Origin of the sequence: Prevotella sp. P6B4, from assembly GCF_000619985.1 — a bacterium.
Classification (GTDB): domain Bacteria; phylum Bacteroidota; class Bacteroidia; order Bacteroidales; family Bacteroidaceae; genus Prevotella.
The window spans coordinates 1-19758 of the sequence record NZ_JHVE01000024.1; the positions used below are offsets into that span (position 1 = coordinate 1).

The following is a 19758-nucleotide window of genomic DNA, read 5'->3' on the forward strand; positions in this document are numbered from 1 at the left end:
CTCTCTCTGCGGACAGGAAAGAGAGCTACCATCATCACCACGAACCTGCCTTTTACGAGGTGGGAAGAGGTGCTCAAGGATAAAGTCTTGTGCTCCGCTCTAGTAGACAGACTGTGTCACAAATCGTATCTCGTCAACATGACAGGTACGTCATATCGTATTAAAGAAACAAAAAAATTAATAGAAAAAAGTAATGTATAACCAACTCTTTGTATATTTGCAGCGCTCTTTTGGACTGGTATACTATTGAATTATTTGTTGGTATACTTTTGCGTTATCATTTACATGCTTCATCAGCATATCGATTATGAAAGTTGAACACGTTCTTGCCTTTTTTATCTCGATATTTTTCAACGATTCTTTTGATGAACGGATGAACTTGAACCTCAATGTATGCATCGTCACTCCGGCGATCTTTTGTCTTTGTTCGGTTATACTTGATTGTATCATGTTCAAAGACTGTCGCATTATAAAGATCAGCAGAATTTATTCCCATCAGGCAGAAAGATAGCAGGAAGCAGTCATGAGCAAGTTCTGCTCGTCCTCCAGGTTCGGCCTTATAGTTTACTACTTTTAGAAAATCTTCTATACCCAAAGCCCTAACGCCTTTTTTTAGCACTTGTTTAGGTGCTTTATAGCGCATGAATGGGTCATTCTTAATAACAACAGTTTCGTCTGTGTTGTACTCTAGCATGGCTTCACGGAATAAATGTCTCATTTGGCCAAGGTAGAGAGACTGAGCACGTGGACGTTCTTTGAGATATGCTTCGAAATCCTTTAGGAAAGTTACAGAAATCTCTGAAAAGAACAACTTTCTTGTTCCACAGAAACTCTCAATGGTATTCAGCATACACTTGTAATTCTTGGCACCCTTGATGGTGGTCTTCTGAAGCCACTTTTCAGCAAATGCAAAAAAATCCAAGTCGTTCTCTTGTTTCTTCCTGGTAATCTTTGCTGCAATAGTATTTGCATCTGCTTTAACAGTGGTCAGAGTCCCTTTTTTTAGGGCATCCATACTTTCCTGAAGCTCACACTTGAGCTTTTCAACAGCCATCGCTTTCTCGACGGACTTTATTTTTCCTGTTTTGGGAGAGATTTCTGTTTCTAAGAGCTTAACTCCTGTTTTTACTCTCCGTCTTGTCTTTCCTTGTCTTACCAACAAGTAGACTTCTCTTGTTTTTTTGGAAGATAACTTCCCCAATTCAATTGCAATCGTTGCCATACTTTTTGTTTTTAATTGTTAGTGTACAACGAATCCAATTCTTGCGTCATTATAACCGTTATTTCACCACATTTTGCGTCAATTTTTTGCGGCTATTTTGCGGCTATTTTTCATTTTTCGGGCAAATTTGCGGCTTTTTTGCGGCTATTTTGTGCCCAAATTTGGAACTGAGAACCAAAAATGGAAATCAAATTCCTGCCTATGAAAAACCGGAAATCCTGCTGATTTACAGGGATTTCCGGCGTTTTCGAGCTTTTCAGCTCTTGGGTGCCCGGTGGGACTCGAACCCACGACATTCAGAACCACAATCTGACGCTCTAACCAACTGAACTACGGGCACCATTTCTGAATTGCGGGTGCAAAGGTACGGAGATTTTTTGAATCTACCAAATAATTGAGGTGGTTTTTTATAAAAATTTAGGTTTTAGTTAAAAAAGCATAACAAAATACCCTCTCGCGTGCGCGTTTCGACTTTTCTTTGTAATTTTGCACCCGTGAAAATAAAAGAAGTGCTGAGCGCCCTTGAACGTTTCGCGCCTCTGCCCTTGCAGGAAAGTTGGGATAATGCTGGCTTGCAACTGGGACTGACAGAGACGGAGGTTTCAGGGGCATTATTGTGTCTGGACGTGAACGAACGCATCGTTGACGAGGCCATTGCGAAGGGTTGCAATCTGATTGTGAGCCACCATCCGCTGTTGTTTCGTGGACTGAAAACCATTAGCGATCTGACCGATGTGCAGCGCACCGTGATGCGCGCTATACAGCAGGGCATCGCCGTGATTTCGATGCATACCAATATGGATAATGCACAGGGGGGGGTGAACTTCCGCATCGCTCAGAAATTAGGGCTTCAGGACGTGAAGTTCTTTGCATCGAAGACGGTTGGCGATACCGAGGCCGGAAGTGGGGTAGTGGGCGAGTTGCCCGAACCTATGGCGGCTGATGATTTCATCATCGCTGTGAAGAAGGCTTTTGGGGTGGAGTGCGCGATGTGTAATGAGCTGTTGCGACGTCCTATCAGCCGTGTGGCCATCTGCGGTGGCGCTGGCGATTTCCTGCTCGACGAAGCGGTTAAGTGTCAAGCAGATGCGTTTATCACCGGTGAGATGCACTACCACCAGTACTTTGGTTACGAACAGCAGATACAGATATGCGTGATCGGTCACTATCAGAGTGAGCAGTACACCGCAGAGATTTTTGAGGAGATTATCCGCGAGGCGTGTCCTGGCGTGAAGACCTGTATCGCTGAAACTTGTACGAATCCAATATTGTATATTTAAATAATTTTCAAAAAAGGAGTTATGGCAAAGAAAGATCCATCAGAGTTATCAGTAGAAGAGCGTTTGAAGACGCTGTATCAGCTGCAGACTGCCCTTTCTTCAATCGATGAAAAGCGCATGCTGCGTGGTGAGCTTCCTCTGGAAGTGCAGGACCTGGAAGATGAAATCGAGGGACTGACCACACGTGTTGAGAAAATAACAGGCGAGATTGCCGACTATCAGCGTGCCATTGCCCAGAAGAAAGGCGAGATTGCTGATGCCCAGGCTAGTGTAGAGCGCTACAAGGCTCAACTGGACGAGGTGAAAAACAACCGTGAGTACGACACACTCTCAAAGGAGATTGAGTTCCAGACACTGGAGATCGAGCTCTGTAACAAGAAGATTCGCGAGGCTAACAACAAGATCGCAGACAAGGAGCAGGAGAAGGCCAACAGCGAGGCGCTGATCGCTGAGCGTCAGGGCGACCTGGAGGTTAAGAAGAACGAGCTCGAGGAGATCATGGAGGAGACTCGTGTTGAGGAGGAGAAGCTGAAGGAGCAGGTGAAGACCCTCGAGGCTAAGATCGAAGGCCGTCTGCTGACATCATTCAAGCGCATCCGTAAGAACGCCCGTAACGGTCTGGGTATCGTTTACGTACAGCGTGATGCTTGTGGTGGCTGCTTCAACAAGATTCCACCCCAGCGCCAGTTGGATATCAAGATGCACAAGAAGATTATCGTTTGTGAGTACTGCGGTCGAATCATGATCGATCCAGAGCTGGCTGGTGTTAAAATCGACAAGGCTACAGGTGCAACCGAGGAGAAGAAGGGACGCGCTAAGCGCACTATCCGCAAGAGCTCGAACTCTAAGAAGACCACCGACGCAAGCGATATGGAATAATCGGAATTGTTATAAATTCTGATAGTCTGGAATGTCCTCCAGGAAGTAATATTTTTGGTGTTCGTAATCCATTCGGCAGCAGATGTGCTGCATGCCGTTACTGACTATCAGGTAATCCACCTTCAGCAGGAGATTGTAGACTGAGATCTGGTCGAACGTCTTCTGCTGAAGTTTTATTTGTGGGGCTTTGTATTCGATGATCATCTGGGGCGCGGCCACCTTATTATATAATATACTGTCGCAACGCAAACGCTTTTCGCCTACATTCAGCTCCACCTCGTTGCCAAGCAGCCCGCTGGGATAGCCCTTGTGTTCTATCAGATAGTGGACAAAGTGCTGGCGAACCCATTCCTCAGGTGTTAGAGCTACGTATTTTCGGCGTAAAAAGTCGAAAATAAGCTGCTTATTGCCCTTCTGGGCGATTTTTATTTCGTATGTAGGGAGGTTTAATCGAAACATTTTTGTAAATTTGCAGGCAAAATTACAAATAATAATTGAAATAGCAATATGGCTGAGCCAAAAAATGTAAGTTTTGAGAGCATCATGCGCGATTTGGAGGCTGGAAAATTCGCGCCAGTCTATTATCTGATGGGCGACGAACCCTATTATATCGATAGGATTTCCGACTATGTAGCCGAACATGCTCTCAGGCCCGAAGAACGTGATTTCAACCAGACCATCGTGTTCGGTTCGGATGTTAACGCCTCGCAGATTGCCGACTTGGCGCGCCGTTATCCTATGATGTCGGAACGCCAGGTTGTCATCGTGAAAGAGGCGCAGAATATTAAGAATACAGAGGCGCTTGAGCGCTATTTCTCGCAGCCCATGGCCAGTACCGTATTAGTGATGTGCCATAAAAACGGCAAGATTGACGGGCGAAAAGCAGGCTATGTGAAGGCCATCAAATCGCATGGCGTACTGTTTGAGAGCTCAAAACTCAAGGACAGAGAGCTGCCAGGCTTTATTGAGAACTATCTGAAAACACGACGGGTGAAGATTGATCAGAAGTCGGTTCAGATGATAGCCGAGAATATCGGCGCCGACCTGAGCCGACTGGTAGGCGAGCTGGATAAGGTGATCATCTCCCTGCCAGAGGAGAATAGAGTAGTGACCCCACAGGTGGTTGAGGAGCAGATAGGAGTGAGCAAGGAGTTTAATGGATTTGAACTTCGTGATGCCATTGTGAACCGCAATGTGTTCAAGGCTAATCAGATAATAAAATATTTTGACGAAAATCCAAAGGCTGGTTCCATCTACTCATTTCTCCCGTTGCTCTTTAATTACTTCCAAAACTTGATGATTGCGTTTTATGCGCCAAATAATAAGAGCCAGGAGGGCGTTGCCGAATGGTTGGAATTGAGAAATCCATGGGCTGCGAAGGACTACATGACGGGTATGAGAAACTACTCTGGAATGAAGGTGATGCAGATCATTTCGAAAATGCGAGAGATTGACGCCAAAAGTAAGGGTCTGGATAACCCAAATACGCCTGCTGGAGAGCTTATGAAAGAACTGATTTTTTACATTTTGCACTAAAAACCCCATTCTTTCAACTCTAGAATTTGCAAAAACAGCGCTTTTGACGAGCGCTTTTTTTGTGTCTAAATGCCTGTGAAATAGGGTAGTTACATGGATTAGTACCCCCTTAAAACTCGCGTATTTCTGCATTTCTGGACGATGGTTCAGAATACGCGAGAAATGGTGAAAAACGATTTTTTGAGTCTCGACGAATTTGGTATTCACACTTATTAAGGTATTGTTTCGTTGATTTTGATTCTTAAATTCGAATGTCCGGAAGGGCGGATATAGGTTTGTAGTTGCTGAATTAAAAAAATGAAAGTGTAAATTAGTAATTTGAATTTAGGTATAAATATCCGAATATTGTGATTTTGTTTTGCATATTGATATTTATGCACTACGCTATACACTAATATAAGTAGTTGAAAAACAAGATGTTATACATATTATTTATAAATACGTTGCTGATTTGTGCTACTTTTTAAGTGAAACGCTGTATAATGCCATTCGAAAACGTGAATTTGGCATAAGTAGTTAATTTATACCCAGTTATTTACAAAAATATGGTAAGAAAATGCTTTGTATGGTTTTTTATTCGTAAATTTAGATTTAGAAATATGAAACATGATTTTTACTGTTTTAAACTTTTGATTTACAAATATGAAAACGCAAACATAAATTATAAAATCTTAAATTGTATCTACAATTGTTGTGTAATTCAAATTTTTGTTTTACCTTTGTAAACCGAATGAAATACGGGCAAAAAGGCCCTTTAACCACTTAGTTACAAACAATGAAAGATAGAATTAGGCAAATAATGGAGTCGCAGCACATGACTCAACAGCTCTTCGCCGACTACATCGGTCAGAGTCCGGCTACCCTTAGTAGCATCTTCAATGGTCGTACCCGTCCTACCCTGAACATTGTTGAAGCTATCAAAAAGAAAATTCCTAACATCAATACCGATTGGCTGATGTTTGGTTCTGGCGACATGTATCTGCCCCAGAATACCCCCGATCAGGATCTGTTTTCGGAGGGTGAAAACACCCCTGATACCCACCCTATCGATCAAAATCCGATGTTGGTTTTTGATGAGACTGCCGTTCCTGGTGCCAAAAATGTGGCTTCGCAGCCCCAGAATTATAATGGTGTAAGAAATACACACCCGGAAATCGTTCGCGAAGAAGTAAAATTTGTGGACAAACCACAGCGTAAAGTCATCGAGATTCGTGTGTTTTACGATGATCAGACCTGGGATACTTTTGTGCCTGCCAAGAAATAATGTTTTGTGGTTTCAAAAAATAGTAGTATCTTTGTACCCGAATTTAAAATTTGACGTATGAAGAAGTATATACTCGACCTACAGGTCAAGGCGGTAGAGCAGATTCATCAGCGCTATGTGCTTATCAAGTTGACTGATGAAAAGCCTCTTCCTCCCATGCTGCCTGGTCAGTTTGTTGAGGTGCGGGTAGATGGTTCATCATCTACTTTCCTGCGCCGTCCTATTTCCATTAACTTTGTTGATTACGATGCTAACGAGCTCTGGTTGCTCGTGGCTACCGTTGGTGAGGGAACCAAGCAACTGGCTAAGCTGCTGCCTGGTGACACATTGAACTGTGTGTTGCCGCTTGGTAATGGCTTTACGCCAGCTGGCCAGAACGAGAAAGTGCTGCTCGTTGGTGGAGGTGTTGGAGTGGCTCCCCTGCTGTATATGGGTGCCGAGATGAAGCGCCAGGGCATTGAGCCTACTTTTCTCCTGGGTGCACGAACAGCCAACGATCTGCTGATGCTCCCTATATTTAATAAGTACGGGCGCGTGTACGTAACAACCGAGGATGGCTCGATGGGTGAAAAGGGATTCGTAACTAATCATTCGCTATTGCAACAGGAGCGGTTCGACCGTATCAGCACCTGTGGTCCTACACCTATGATGAAGGCTGTGGTCCGTTATGCGCGTCAGAACACCATCGACTGCGAGGTATCTCTCGAGAATCTGATGGCTTGCGGACTGGGTGCTTGTTTGTGCTGCGTAGAGAAGACTACCGAGGGCAATCTGTGTGTTTGTAAGGATGGTCCCGTGTTTAATATTAAGAAACTGTTATGGCAAGACTAAATGTAAAGATTGCTGACCTGGAGCTGAAGAACCCTGTGATGACTGCATCGGGTACTTTCGGTTACGGTTTGGAATTCGCCGACCTGATGCCTCTGGATGGCATTGGCGGCATTATAGTGAAGGGAACCACCCTGAATCCGCGTGAGGGAAATGACTATCCACGTATGGCCGAGACTGCCAGCGGTATGCTGAACTGCGTAGGACTCCAGAATAAGGGCGTTGACTACTTCTGTGAGCATATCTATCCGCAGATTAAGGATATCGATACGAATATGATTGTGAACGTGAGCGGATCGAGCCCAGAGGATTATGCGGAGTGTGCTGCCCGTATCGATGCGCTTGATAACATTCCTGCCATCGAGCTGAATATCTCTTGCCCTAACGTGAAGGATGGGGGAATGGCCTTTGGCGTGACTTGTGCTGGTGCTGCCAGCGTGGTAAAGGCTGTGCGCCAGCGCTACCATAAGACGCTGATCGTGAAGCTGAGCCCCAATGTAACCGATATTGCCGAGATTGCCCGTGCCGTAGAGGCCGAGGGCGCCGACAGCGTATCGCTGATTAACACGCTGATGGGTATGGCTATTGATATCGAGAAGCGCAAAACGCTGCTGAGCATCAATACCGGCGGTCTGAGCGGTCCTTGTGTAAAGCCCGTGGCGCTGCGTATGGTGTGGCAGGTGGCCAAGGCTGTCAAGATACCTGTGATAGGCTTAGGAGGCATCAGTTGTGCCAAGGATGCCATCGAGTTCCTCATGGCAGGCGCTACAGCTATCGAGATAGGTACAGCCAACTTCCTGGATCCGGCTGTTAGTATAAAGGTACGCGACGGCATTAACGATTGGCTTGATTCGCATGGGTGTCGGTCGGTCGATGAAATCATAGGGGTTATTTAACCCCTTTTTTTTATGCCTATATGGGGTGTAAAAGGTATAAAAAACGGGGGCTACCAATCGGTAACCCCCAACCAACACAAAAACTAAACTAGACTTAACTAAAGCAATTCCGGGGTTTTCACAAATCCCATGAATGCGAATGCAAATATACGGCGATTTTCCGAATCCTCAAAATATTTTTGCATTTTTTTGCAGTTGAAATGCCTTTTTCTATGAAATAGTCGATTTTTGCAGCAAAATATAGTCCAAAATGGTCATTGCTGCCATCGATTCTACCACAGGTACCGCTCTTGGTAAAACGCATGGATCATGGCGTCCGCGAGCAGTAAAGGTGGTGGCATTTCCCTCCAGATCTACTGTGCTCTGTTCGGTGAGGATAGTGGCCACAGGCTTGAAGGCCACACGGAAATAGATATCTTGTCCATTACTGATTCCCCCTTGAATACCACCGCTATGATTCGTGGTGGTGGTAATGCGTCCGTTCTCGTTGCAGAATACGTCGTTCATCTCCTTGCCTCGCATGGTGGCGCAGTCGAAACCGTCGCCATACTCAAAGCCTTTGACGGCATTGATGCTTAGCATGGCCTGACCGAGTGTTGCATGGAGCTTGTCGAATTCGGGCTCGCCCAAACCTGTGGGGCAGCCTTTAATCACGCAGGTGATAATGCCGCCGATGGTGTCGCCCTCTGCCTTTACCTGGGCTATCAGCGCCTCCATCTCTGCCGCTTTCTGGGCATCGGGGCAGCGTACGGCATTGGTTTCTGTCAAACTCAGATCGTACTGCTGATAGTTCTTGTTGAGTGCGATGTGGCCTACCTGTGAGGTATAAGCCTGAATACTGATACCCTTCTGTTGCAACACGAGTTTTGCCAGAGCACCACCTACACAACGACTGATGGTGATGCGGGCCGACGAACGTCCACCTCCACGGTGGTCGCGTATGCCGTACTTCTCATGATAGGTGTAGTCGGCATGCGATGGGCGGAACAGGTTGCGCATGTTGTCGTAATCATTGGAGTGCTGGTTGGTGTTACGGACTATGAATCCGATGGGGCAGCCTGTGGATTTGCCCTCGAACACACCGCTCAGAAACTCTACACGATCAGCTTCTTGACGCGAAGTGGTAATTGCACTCTGACCTGGTCGGCGACGGTTCAGTTCGTTCTGAATAAACGTCATATCGATGTCGATGCCGGCAGGCATGCCGTCAATAACGCCACCAACGGCCTCGCCGTGACTCTCGCCGAAGGTGGTCAGTCTGAATAGATGTCCAAATGTGTTGCGCATAGGGGTAGGGGGAATTAAGTGTGATTAGTGACAATGTCCGCAGCCGCAGCCACCATCGTGATGGTGATGATGTTCGTGGTCGCAGCCTTCGTGATCGCCACAACCGTGATCGCCACAACCGTGATCGCCACAACCACCACAGCCACCGCAACCGCCTGTCATGTGCTTGATCAGGTGCTGAATCTCCTCTTCGGTTGCCTCGCGGTTCTCAATAACCTTTCCCTTGAAGTTCAGGGTCTTGCCTGCCAATGGGTGGTTGGTATCTACGGTTACTCCATCTTCCTCAATCTTTACAACTTTGGCCATGAACTGATGGTCCTCGTTGTCCATCAGGGTGATGACAGCACCCTCGAAGATGTTGTCGTGGTCGAAATGGCCATTCACGGTGAATACTTCGCGGCTAACCTTGTGTACGCCCTCTGCTATATATTCGCCGAAAGCCTCTGCAGGAGCCAGCTCAAAATCAAAGTCGCTGCCCTTCTCAAGGCCTTTTACCTTCTCCTCGAAAGCATCAAGTGCTACGCTGAAGCCGGTGATGAACTCGAATGGACGGTCATCGCCTGTCTGCTCTTCCAGCTCGCTCTTGCCATCCTTCAGGCTGTATAACTGATATACAACCGACATGAATCTGTTTTTTGTTTCTTCCATATACCTATTTATATATACTATTTAGTTTCAGCCTGCAAAGTTACGCATTTTCCACCAATTACACGAAAGTTTAATTGGAAAAAGTAAAAAAATACTTATTTCGGGCTTTCGTTGATATGTATCAATAAAAAGGCTGTGTTCGCACACAATTGCACAAAAATGTTTGTTCATACCAAAAATTCGCCGTACCTTTGCATCGTCAAAAAGACAAAAAGGATAACAAATAAGGTAAAAAGTAGGTTGGCTGCGAAGTCCGACCGAGTAAAGAAAAGAAAGGGTAAAAAGATGAAAAAGATGATTTTGACAATGGTAGCAATGCTGAGCATGACAACTGCATTTGCTGAGGGTGAGAACACAAACGCTGTAAACAACATCGAGGCTTACAAGATGGATGTAAACATGGACAAGCTCGCCAGCGCACTCAACCTGGCTTTCGACCAGCGTGAGGCTGTAGAGAATATTCATCGCGTGTTCAACACTGAGATGACTTATGCTGCTCAGTACGGTAACAACGATCGCGACGCTATGGTAAAGCGTGCCATCGAGACCGACGTAAAGCGCATGCGCTACGTTCTGAACGACAAGCAGATGCGTACTTACCTGATGCTGCTGAACACCACTCTTAACAACCGTGGTCTGAACAAGTAAATTCGTAGTTTTTTAGTTATTATTGGTCATTCGTTATAGGGGCATTCCTTCGGGGGTGCCTCTATTTTTATGCTTAAAATTTGCAAATGTCGATTTTTTTTGCTTACTTTGCAGGCTGAAAATATAATTAAACCATATAATAACAAAAAGGTATGAAGAAAATTAGGTTTTTACTCATGTCGATGGTTGCAGCTCTTCTTGTTAGCTGCGGTACCACAAACACAGTACCTCTCACAGGTCGTAAACAGAAGCTGATGGTTAGCGATGGCGAAATGTTGAGCCTCTCTACCCAGCAGTATCAGGAATTCATGAAGACTGCCAAACTCTCAACCGATGCTACTAAGACGGCTATGGTGAAGCGTGTGGGCCAGAATCTGGCCAATGCGGTGGTAAGTTATCTGAAGGCCAACGGACTTGAGAATGATGTGCAGAACTATAATTGGACCTTTAATCTGGTGGCTGATAAGCAGGCCAATGCCTGGTGTATGCCTGGTGGTCTGATTGTGGTTTATGAAGGCTTGCTGCCAATTACACAGGACGAAGCTTCGTTGGCTATCGTTTTGGGACATGAGATTGCGCATGCTGTTGCACGCCACTCTGCCGAGCAGATGAGCAACCAGATCAAGCAGCAGTATGGTGTGCAGGGTGCAGGGGCGCTGGCCAGCATCCTGGGTGTAGGCAGCAATACAGTTGCCGTCGGTCAGGCTGTGGTCAACTCTGGTATCAAGTTGTTTAACCTTAAATACTCGCGTAACCACGAGAACGAGGCTGATCACATGGGGCTGATTTTCGCTGCTATGGCAGGCTATGATCCCAATGTTGCTGTCACCTTCTGGCAGCGCATGTCGGCAGCCAGCACCAATACTACCGCCGAGTTCCTGAGCGATCACCCATCTGACGCTACCCGTATCAAGAATATCCAGGGATGGTTGCCCGAGGCTCAGCAGTATTACAAGCCCAAGACTACTGCTAAGAAGACTACCACCACAAAGAAAACAACCACCAAGAAGACTACAACAACAAAAAAGAAATAAATGAATAAACTTACAATGACTTTCGCGTTTGCTGCCTGTGCTATGGTGGCACAAGCGCAGACACAGGGTGGAGGCATTTCTGCCCAGATGTTACAGGAAATCCAGAAGGAGCAGAAACAATGTGGTAAGGAGCGTGTCATCGCCAATGCTATCTATGGCATGAGCATCGATGCGCTGGCTAAGAACTATAAGGTAGCCGCCAAACCTATCGACACCCATTTCTCGGTCGAAACCCGTAAGCAGTCTATCACCGACCAGAAGTCGTCAGGACGTTGCTGGATGTTCAGCGGACTGAATGTGCTGCGTTCAAACTATATGTCGCATGCCGATTCTGTTAGCATCGAGTTCTCACAGGCTTACCTGTTCTTCTGGGATCAGTTGGAAAAGGCTAACCTGATGTTGCAGGGCGTCATCGATACTGCCAAGAAACCTATCGACGACCAGCGTGTGCAGTTCTTCTTCCACTCGCCCATCGGCGATGGTGGTACCTTCTGCGGTGTGGCCGATCTGGCACCCAAGTACGGGCTGGTGCCCTCGGAGGTTATGCCGGAGACTTACACCAGCGAGAATACCTCGAAGGCTCGTAGTCTGGTTTCTTCAAAGCTGCGCGAGTTCGGACTGCAGTTGCGTGATATGGTAGCCAAGAAAAAGAGTACTGCCGATATCCAGAAGGCTAAGACCGAAATGCTGGCTCAGATTTATCGCATGCTGAAGCTGACCCTCGGCGCGCCTGTCGAGAAATTCACCTATGCCTTCCACGATAAAGCTGGTCGCCAGCTGGGAGAGGCCAAGGAGTACACGCCGCTGAGCTTCTATAAGGAGGTTGTTGGCGGCGATATTAAGAACACGTTTATCATGGTGATGAACGACCCACGTCGTGAGTACTATAAGACCTACGAGGTAGAGTACGACCGCCATACCTATGATGGCAGCAACTGGCGCTATCTCAACTTGCCTATGGAGGAAATCGAGCAGCTGGCCATCGCTTCACTCAAGGATGGACGCAAGATGTACAGCTCGTACGATGTGGCTAAGTTCCTGGATCGTAAACGTGGCTATGCTTCGTTAGATAATTTCGACTATGGATCGGTATTCGGTACAACCTTTAAGATGGACAAGGCTCAGCGTATCAGTACTTTCGATAGTGGTTCTACTCACGCTATGACACTTACGGCTGTTGACCTTGATAAGCAGGGAAAGCCAGTAAAGTGGAAGGTTGAGAATTCTTGGGGCGCCAACAATGGAAGCCAGGGATGCATCATCATGACAGCTGAGTGGTTCCGTGAGTACATGTTCCGTCTCGTTGTCAATAAAAAGTATGTATCTGAGAAGCTTCTGAAGGCATATGAAACTAAGCCTGTTATGGTTATGCCCGAGGATCCCTTATTCTTACCTGATGAATAAAGCAATTGTCATAGGTGCCTCTTCAGGCATCGGATTCGAAGTGGCACGCCTATTGCTCCAGCGCGGCTGGGCAGTAGGCGTGGCTGCGCGTCGTAAGGACCTGTTGCAGCATGTCGGAGCTACCGATATCGAGCAGATCGATGTAACCAGCGCCGATGCGCCGGATAGGCTGATGACGCTGATAGAGCGTATGGGCGGCATGGACTTGTTTTTCTATGCCTCGGGTATCGGTAAACAGAATCGCGAGCTTACTCCCGATATCGAGTTGGCTACTGTCGAGACCAATGGGATGGGGTTCGTCCGCATGATTGGAGCTGCCTATCGCTATTTTGCCCAACAGGGTGGTGGGCATATCGCTGCTATCACTTCGATAGCCGGAACCAAGGGCTTAGGGCCAGCCCCCGCTTACTCGGCTACCAAAGTCATGCAGAACGTTTATCTGCAGGCGTTGGAGCAACAGGCTCATGCTCGTAAACTCGATATCCGGTTTACTGATATCCGTCCGGGCTTTGTTGATACAGCCCTGCTTAGCGGTACATTCCATTATCCCATGATGCTCAAACCTCAGGCTGTTGCCCGTGAGATTGTCTCTGCCATCGAGCATCATCGCCATATCCGCGTCATCGATTGGAAGTATCGTATTCTTACTGCTGTCTGGCGTCGCATTCCACGCTGTTTCTGGCGTAAAATCAAGTTGTAATAGTGCATATTCTTGCAGAGATATACCCATTGTATTTAGGGGAGGGCATATTTCTTGTTAAAATCTATTAAAACGCGCAAGTTTTCCGATTAAAAATTGTACTTTTGCCCATGGAAACAGTAGTGAGAAAATAAATTGAAAAGAAGATGAATAATCATTCAATCGTAGGTGCCAAAATCAAGGGCCTCAGAGAAACCAAGAATCTCAGCATTGAAGAAATTGCCGAGCGTAGCGGTCTGACCGTGGAGCAGATTAACAGTATCGAAACAAACCAGAACCTGCCATCGTTGGGGCCGCTGATCAAGATAGCCCGTGCCTTGGGTGTTCGTTTGGGTACATTTATGGACGATAATGACGATCTGGGTCCCATCGTGACACGTGCAAAGGATCGTGAGGCCGATAACAGTATCAGCTTCAGTAATGATGCTACCGATTCCCGCAAGCATATGGAGTATCACCCTCTCGCTCAGCAGAAGGCTGGTCGACACATGGAGCCGTTCGTTATTGATATCAATCCTGAGGAGAGTCCTGAGTTCCAACTTTCGGCCCACGAGGGTGAGGAGTTTATCTACGTGATGCAAGGTGAGGTTGAGATTGTGTATGGCAAGGAGACCTATAGCTTGAAGGAGGGTGACAGCATCTTCTACGATAGTATCGTGAAGCATCATGTACATGGTGCTCCTGGCAAGAGTGCAAAAATCTTAGCAGTAGTATATATTCCATTCTAAGAAGATGAGTAACGTAAGATTAGATATGGCGGGCAGACCATTGCCCGATAGAACCTATCCTGCTGAGACCGGTTCGGCTGGCTACAAGCTTCATGAGCGTACATTGGGCCAGTGGCTGGAGTATTGGGCTGAAACTACACCCGATAAGGAGTATATTGTATATAGCGACCGCGATTTGCGTTTTACTTGGTCGAAGTTCAACGAACGTGTTGACAATCTGGCCAAGGGCTTGATTTCGATAGGCGTGAAGAAGGGATCGAATGTTGGTATCTGGGCTACCAATGTGCCCGACTGGCTTACCTTCCTCTACGCTACTGCCAAGATTGGTGCTGTGCTGGTAACAGTTAACACCAACTACAAGCAGAACGAGCTGGAGTATCTGTGCAAGGACTCTGATATGGAGGTGCTTTGCATTACCGATGGTACTTGGGATTGTAACTATGTTGACATGACCTATACCATGCTGCCAGAGCTGAAAACCTGCGAGCGTGGTCATCTGAACAGCGAACGATTCCCCTACCTGAAAAACGTGGTTTATATAGGTATGGAGAAATATCGCGGTATGTATAATACTGCCGAACTTCTGTTGCTTGGCCAGAATGTGGACGACGAGCAGCTGAACGAGATGAAGAAGCAGGTGAGCTGTTACGATGTATGCAACATGCAGTACACCAGCGGTACTACCGGATTCCCCAAGGGCGTGATGCTCACTCACTATGGTATTTCCAATGATGGCTACTTTACTGGCGAGAACATGGGATTCACCCAGGACGACAAACTCTGCGTCTGTGTTCCTCTGTTCCATTGCTTTGGTGTGGTGCTTGCCACGATGAACTGTCTGACCCATGGTTGTACCGAGGTGATGGTTGAGAAATTCGATCCTCTGGTGGTACTTGCCTCTATCCATAAGGAACGTTGTACTGCTGTTTATGGTGTTCCAACGATGTTTATCGCTGAGTTGAACCACCCCATGTTTGATATGTTCGACCTGAGTTGTCTGCGTACGGGTATCATGGCTGGTAGCCTATGCCCGATTGAGCTGATGAAGCAGGTAAGCGAGAAAATGTATATGACCATCACAAGTGTTTACGGTCTGACAGAGTCGTCGCCTGGTATGACGCAGACCTGCCTGAACGATACCTTCGAGCAGCGTTGCACTACCGTAGGTCGCGACTTCCCGTTTGTCGACGTGAAGGTACTTGACCCCGAGACGGGTGAGGAGTGTCCTGTTGGCGTGCAGGGTGAGATGTGCTGTAAGGGCTTCAATGTGATGAAGGGCTATTATAAGAACCCGACGGCTACGGCCGAGGTAATCGATAAGAACGGCTATCTGCATTCTGGCGACCTGGGTGTGAAGGATGAGCAGGGATTCTACAAGATTACCGGGCGTATTAAGGATATGATTATTCGTGGTGGTGAGAATATATATCCACGCGAAATTGAGGAGTTCCTCTATCATATGCCTGGCATACGTGATGTACAGGTGGCTGCTGTACCTTCTAAGAAATATGGTGAGGCTGTAGGTGCCTTCATTATTCTGGAGGAAGGAGTGCAGATGACTCCTGAAGACGTACAGTTATTCTGTCGCGGCAAGATTGCCCGCTACAAGATACCTAAGTACGTATTCTTTATCAAGGAGTTCCCGCTAACGGGATCGGGCAAGATCCAGAAGTTTAAACTTAAGGAGATGAGCCTGAAACTATGCGAGGAACAAGGAATAGAAGTGATTTAGTATCAATAACCTAAAAAGAATATCCGAGATGACCAGAAAAACCTATATACTGCTAACAATTATTCTACTGTCGGTACTGACAGCAGGTGCGGTGAATGTGTCACCTCGGATATTCCGTAACTACACTTCGGCCAATGGACTGGCTGATAATAGTGCACAGACCATCCATTGTACCAAGACTGGACGATTGGTGATTACCACTATCGGCCAGATAAACTTCTTCGATGGTGCCGCGTTTACCTATATCGACCCGCTCGAAGAAAATATCTATGCATTGTCTGAGTATCAGGGAAACTACCACCTCTACTTCGACAGGTTCCACCACATCTGGCTGAAGAATACACATAGCGTGACCTGTGTTGACCTGTTGACAGAGCGATTCACAAAATCCATTGAAGATGAGTTCCGTCAGTTCGGTGTAACAGAGCGCGTGAAAGACCTGTTTGTAGATAGTACTGGCATCGTGTGGTTGTTAATTGATAAGGGGCTCTTCAATGTGAAGACCAAGAAGATTATCAAGCTGCGCGAACAGTTTAACTTGCAGGATCTGGAAGTATATAAGAATCAGTACGTAATGCTATTCTATGACAACGGACTGATGGAGATGTACGACCAGGAGTCAGGTAAGAAGTTGATTGAGAATAGAGCCTATACCGATAAGGATAATGTGCGCTATAATCAGTCATCGCTGGTGAAGGTCGATGGTAGCAACGTGTATCAGATTCGCAATGGCAACAAGGAGGCTATCCTGATGAAATATGATGTGAATCTGAACGAATGGTCGGAGCTGATGCGTACGCCCTACCATATGAATAATATGGCGATTCGTGACTCTTTGCTCTATGTGCCTTGCGAATATGGTTACTGGATCTATAATGTGAAAACCCATGAGGCTGATCACGTTGAAGCTGTAGTGCTTGAGAGTGGCCAGACATTGGTAACCGATGTAAACGTGATAACGTTCGACCGTCAGGGAGGCATGTGGGTAGGTACTGAGAAGCGTGGTCTGCTCTATTCGAAACCTTATAAGTCGCCGTTCATGGTTTATAAGTGGGGTGATAGTAAGGCAAATCACTATGGTGCCATGATGAACCATCGGGTTGACGAGTGGCCCATGTTCAGAAGCCGTATGGTGAACTGTGTCTACAAGGATTCACGTGGCTGGACATGGGTGGGAACTGCTCAAGGTCTGCAGCTATACCGTCGCGAGAATGATCTATTGCCTCAGGTTTATACCATGAAGGACGGTCTCTACAACAATATCGTACACTCTATTGTTGAAGATCTCAATCATAACATCTGGGTGGCTACCAGCTATGGTATTTCTGTAGTGCTGTTCAGAGAGGATGGACGAGTGCATTTTATCAACAGCTATAACCAGTATGATCATGTCCCTAACGAGGTATTTGTGAATGGGAAGGCCATGTGTTTGCCTGATGGTCACATCGTGATGCAGTCGCTCGATCATGTTATTGAGTTCGATCCAGGTCAGATGACTACCTTAGGTGGCGATTATCCGTTTGAGATCTATCCCAAGTTGATTAAGCTGATGGTGAATGGTGTCGATGTTGATCCTACGACTGAGATTGATGGTAAACGCATTCTCGACAGAGCATTGAGCCGTGTATGGGGCCTCGACCTGAACTACAATCAGAACTCGCTGACATTGGTTTTCTCTGCGCTCAACTATTTCCGCCCACAGCAGACGTTCTACCGTGTGAGAGTTCGTGGATTAGATGATGAATGGCGAGTGCTGACTCCATATAGTTCCGACGGAATGGTTGATAAGCAGGGCTTGCTGCATCTGCCGCTGATGGCCTTGCGTCCTGGTTCGTATGTATTAGAGGTGCAGGCATCGTTGGTTCCCGATAAGTGGACAACGCGCGCCTACGAATGGGAGATTAATGTGCACGAGCCGTGGTGGCGCACCACAGGTGTGTTTATGCTGTTAGCAGGGGTAATACTGATCCTGTTCTTCATCAATCTGTTCTACTATATGAAGAACACCAATTTGCGTGCTATGCGTAATAGTGAGGAGACTGGACTGATAAAGCGTATCTACAACTTTATTGACCGATGCAGTACCAGTGGCGATGTGCTGGAACCTTCGCCCGAAGAATACAGTCAGGCTGATCCTGATCTACAGAATGAGTTGGCACCAGAGTTTGTGACAGTCATTGAAAAGATTATGCCTGTGGTACGTGCGGAAAAGAAAAAGAAAAAGATTACGATGCGAAAGTTGAGCGGTGCTGCCGGTATCGACGTCAAGGAGTTCTATGCGCTCATTACAGCAAACATCTTTAAGAGTCCGCGTCAGCTGATCAAGAAGTCACGTTTGGCCGAGGCAGAGCATATGCTGCGTACTACCAAGGAGCCTATTGACAGTATTGCTGAGAAGTGTGGTTTCGTATCAGCCAACTATTTCATCGCCTCTTTCTTCCAGGCGCATCACATTACTCCAGAGGCGTATCGGCAAAGGCGGTAAGTCGCCAGGTGCGATCAGCGCTACCTTTGTAGTAGATCAGAGCTTGATAATGATTCTCGGTTTGGTAGTAGCTACCCTCGCTGGGTAGCAGCTGGTTCTTATTGTCACCACAAAGATACTGATAATTGTAATACCCTTGTTTCTGCAGGACGCTGGCTGTGTAGATGCCTTCGACGGGGTCGTAGCGCATCAGGTAGGTGTCAGGTTGTTCCATAGTCCAGCGGCCGCTGATATAGATGCGTTGTCCAACAGTTGATTTGAGGCGGTAGTTCACCCATACATACTCGCTTGATGTATCGTTCTCACTATTGTCGCTATTACGGATGCAGTAGGCACCATTGGCATCCTCATCGTAGAGGTAGTTTGGACGTGGCTCGTCGGCAAATGGATATACCTGATAGTTGTCACCATCCCACAGAATATGGTCGATGCCCATTGTGGGGTGACTCACATCGAGTATCTCGTACTTACGATACTCGTTGCCTGCATCGAATATCAAATGTTGGTTGTGGGTCCATGCTAAGCCGTTTGGGGTGGTGATGTTGGCTTTGACGTTCCACTTCATGTCGCGTTCCTGAGCATTCTGCATCACTACGGCGCAGATTTGTTCTTCAGGGTTAGTCACAGGAAGTGATCCGTAGTCCAGTCGCATAGATACCTGCTGGTGGCTCTGACGTGTGTCGATATCTGTATTGCTGGTGGCACTCATACTCAGCTTCATCTGCTGCTCTGTTACCATAAACTCGGCCACCAGCACTTCGCGGTTGTCATCATCTTCGTCCAGAATGTGTACTCGGTAGTTGCCGCTGAGCTTCAGCTGGCATCGGTCGTTGGGTAGCTGTAACTGGTAGTGGGTGTAGGAGATGATGGTGTTATGGGAGTGTTCATACTCATCGATGGTGTTACCATTGAATCCTGACAGCCAGTCGCTCTCAAAGAGCCCCTCGGATGGCGTCCAGTCAGCTTCGCAATGTTCTATATGGTAGATATAGCGATGATAGTTATGCGATAGTTCATCGAACGAGATGGTGAGCACATCGTCGCTGCCCAAGAGCATGATTGGGGCTGACTGCCAATTGCCGTTGACCACCGATTGTAGCGATTTAACGTTGGGGGCTGTGATACGGCTTTTGGCAATGCCCAAAAGTGGCAACGCAAGGAGCAACGAGAGAAAAAACTTTTTCACC

19 protein-coding genes and 1 tRNA gene are annotated in these 19758 nt (G+C 46.9%); 14 read left to right on the forward strand and 6 right to left on the reverse strand.

Annotated elements, in window-relative coordinates:
* Window positions 1-201 (forward strand): ATP-binding protein (locus T491_RS16650; protein WP_036916146.1); only part of this gene is annotated, 201 nt, incomplete at its 5' end.
* Between the two features lie 76 nt (window positions 202-277).
* Here the strand turns inward: T491_RS16650 and T491_RS16655 are convergent.
* Both T491_RS16655 and T491_RS0113435 read right to left on the reverse strand, forming a co-directional pair.
* Window positions 278-1222: a phage integrase SAM-like domain-containing protein gene (locus tag T491_RS16655; protein ID WP_051523167.1), complete on the reverse strand. Its 945-nt coding sequence runs from the start codon at window positions 1220-1222 to the stop codon at window positions 278-280.
* A 266-nt stretch (window positions 1223-1488) separates the two neighbouring features.
* Window positions 1489-1562: transfer RNA gene (locus tag T491_RS0113435), tRNA-His, on the reverse strand.
* Window positions 1563-1716: 154 nt separating this feature from the next.
* Between T491_RS0113435 and T491_RS0113440 the strand changes: the two genes are divergently transcribed.
* Together T491_RS0113440 and T491_RS0113445 are read left to right on the forward strand one after the other, a co-directional pair.
* On the forward strand, window positions 1717-2502 hold the full coding sequence (locus tag T491_RS0113440) for a Nif3-like dinuclear metal center hexameric protein (protein WP_028904336.1): 786 nt from the start codon (window positions 1717-1719) through the stop codon (window positions 2500-2502).
* Window positions 2503-2523: 21 nt separating this feature from the next.
* Window positions 2524-3381 (forward strand): zinc ribbon domain-containing protein, encoded by an 858-nt coding sequence (locus tag T491_RS0113445; RefSeq protein WP_028904337.1) that lies wholly within the window; start codon window positions 2524-2526, stop codon window positions 3379-3381.
* 9 nt (window positions 3382-3390) lie between these two features.
* Here T491_RS0113445 and T491_RS0113450 read toward each other — a convergent pair whose 3' ends face one another.
* Entirely contained in the window at window positions 3391-3840 is a 450-nt protein-coding gene (locus T491_RS0113450; RefSeq protein WP_028904338.1) for a type I restriction enzyme HsdR N-terminal domain-containing protein, read from the reverse strand.
* A 48-nt stretch (window positions 3841-3888) separates the two neighbouring features.
* Between T491_RS0113450 and holA the strand changes: the two genes are divergently transcribed.
* The 4 genes from holA to T491_RS0113470 all read left to right on the forward strand — a co-directional run bounded on the left by holA (window position 3889) and on the right by T491_RS0113470 (window position 7905).
* A complete protein-coding gene (gene holA / locus T491_RS0113455; protein WP_028904339.1) occupies window positions 3889-4917 on the forward strand; it encodes a DNA polymerase III subunit delta in 1029 nt (342 codons plus the stop codon).
* Between the two features lie 775 nt (window positions 4918-5692).
* A complete protein-coding gene (locus T491_RS0113460; protein WP_028904340.1) occupies window positions 5693-6181 on the forward strand; it encodes a helix-turn-helix domain-containing protein in 489 nt (162 codons plus the stop codon).
* A gap of 57 nt (window positions 6182-6238) precedes the next feature.
* On the forward strand, window positions 6239-7012 hold the full coding sequence (locus T491_RS0113465; RefSeq protein WP_028904341.1) for a dihydroorotate dehydrogenase electron transfer subunit: 774 nt from the start codon (window positions 6239-6241) through the stop codon (window positions 7010-7012).
* Window positions 7000-7905, forward strand: a complete 906-nt coding sequence (locus T491_RS0113470) for a dihydroorotate dehydrogenase (protein WP_028904342.1) — start codon at window positions 7000-7002, stop codon at window positions 7903-7905. Before T491_RS0113465 ends, T491_RS0113470 begins: the two co-directional genes overlap by 13 nt.
* Window positions 7906-8115: 210 nt before the next feature.
* Here T491_RS0113470 and aroC read toward each other — a convergent pair whose 3' ends face one another.
* Together aroC and T491_RS0113480 are read right to left on the reverse strand one after the other, a co-directional pair.
* Window positions 8116-9192 carry a chorismate synthase gene (aroC, locus tag T491_RS0113475; RefSeq protein WP_028904343.1) on the reverse strand — a complete coding sequence of 359 codons (1077 nt, stop codon included), beginning with the start codon at window positions 9190-9192 and terminating at the stop codon, window positions 8116-8118.
* A gap of 24 nt (window positions 9193-9216) precedes the next feature.
* Window positions 9217-9840 carry a peptidylprolyl isomerase gene (locus T491_RS0113480; protein WP_028904344.1) on the reverse strand — a complete coding sequence of 208 codons (624 nt, stop codon included), beginning with the start codon at window positions 9838-9840 and terminating at the stop codon, window positions 9217-9219.
* Between the two features lie 285 nt (window positions 9841-10125).
* On the opposite strand from T491_RS0113480, the gene T491_RS0113485 reads away from it, so the two are divergent.
* The 7 genes from T491_RS0113485 to T491_RS0113515 all read left to right on the forward strand — a co-directional run bounded on the left by T491_RS0113485 (window position 10126) and on the right by T491_RS0113515 (window position 18571).
* A complete protein-coding gene (locus T491_RS0113485; RefSeq protein WP_028904345.1) occupies window positions 10126-10488 on the forward strand; it encodes a hypothetical protein in 363 nt (120 codons plus the stop codon).
* Between the two features lie 152 nt (window positions 10489-10640).
* A complete protein-coding gene (locus tag T491_RS0113490) occupies window positions 10641-11522 on the forward strand; it encodes a M48 family metallopeptidase (protein WP_028904346.1) in 882 nt (293 codons plus the stop codon).
* Entirely contained in the window at window positions 11523-12926 is a 1404-nt protein-coding gene (locus tag T491_RS0113495; RefSeq protein ID WP_028904347.1) for an aminopeptidase C, read from the forward strand. It begins immediately after the preceding gene.
* Complete coding sequence (locus T491_RS0113500; RefSeq protein ID WP_028904348.1) at window positions 12919-13626, forward strand: SDR family oxidoreductase; 708 nt, start codon at window positions 12919-12921, stop codon at window positions 13624-13626. The genes T491_RS0113495 and T491_RS0113500 overlap by 8 nt, the downstream gene beginning before the upstream one ends.
* A gap of 146 nt (window positions 13627-13772) precedes the next feature.
* A complete protein-coding gene (locus T491_RS0113505; RefSeq protein WP_028904349.1) occupies window positions 13773-14354 on the forward strand; it encodes a helix-turn-helix domain-containing protein in 582 nt (193 codons plus the stop codon).
* Between the two features lie 25 nt (window positions 14355-14379).
* Window positions 14380-16086, forward strand: coding sequence for an AMP-binding protein (locus T491_RS0113510; protein WP_051523170.1), 1707 nt, complete (start codon window positions 14380-14382; stop codon window positions 16084-16086).
* A 28-nt stretch (window positions 16087-16114) separates the two neighbouring features.
* On the forward strand, window positions 16115-18571 hold the full coding sequence (locus T491_RS0113515) for a helix-turn-helix domain-containing protein (RefSeq protein ID WP_028904351.1): 2457 nt from the start codon (window positions 16115-16117) through the stop codon (window positions 18569-18571).
* Here T491_RS0113515 and T491_RS0113520 read toward each other — a convergent pair.
* Window positions 18540-19757, reverse strand: a complete 1218-nt coding sequence (locus tag T491_RS0113520) for a DUF5103 domain-containing protein (protein WP_028904352.1) — start codon at window positions 19755-19757, stop codon at window positions 18540-18542. The genes T491_RS0113515 and T491_RS0113520 overlap by 32 nt on opposite strands.
* Between the last annotated feature and the right edge of the window lies 1 nt (window position 19758).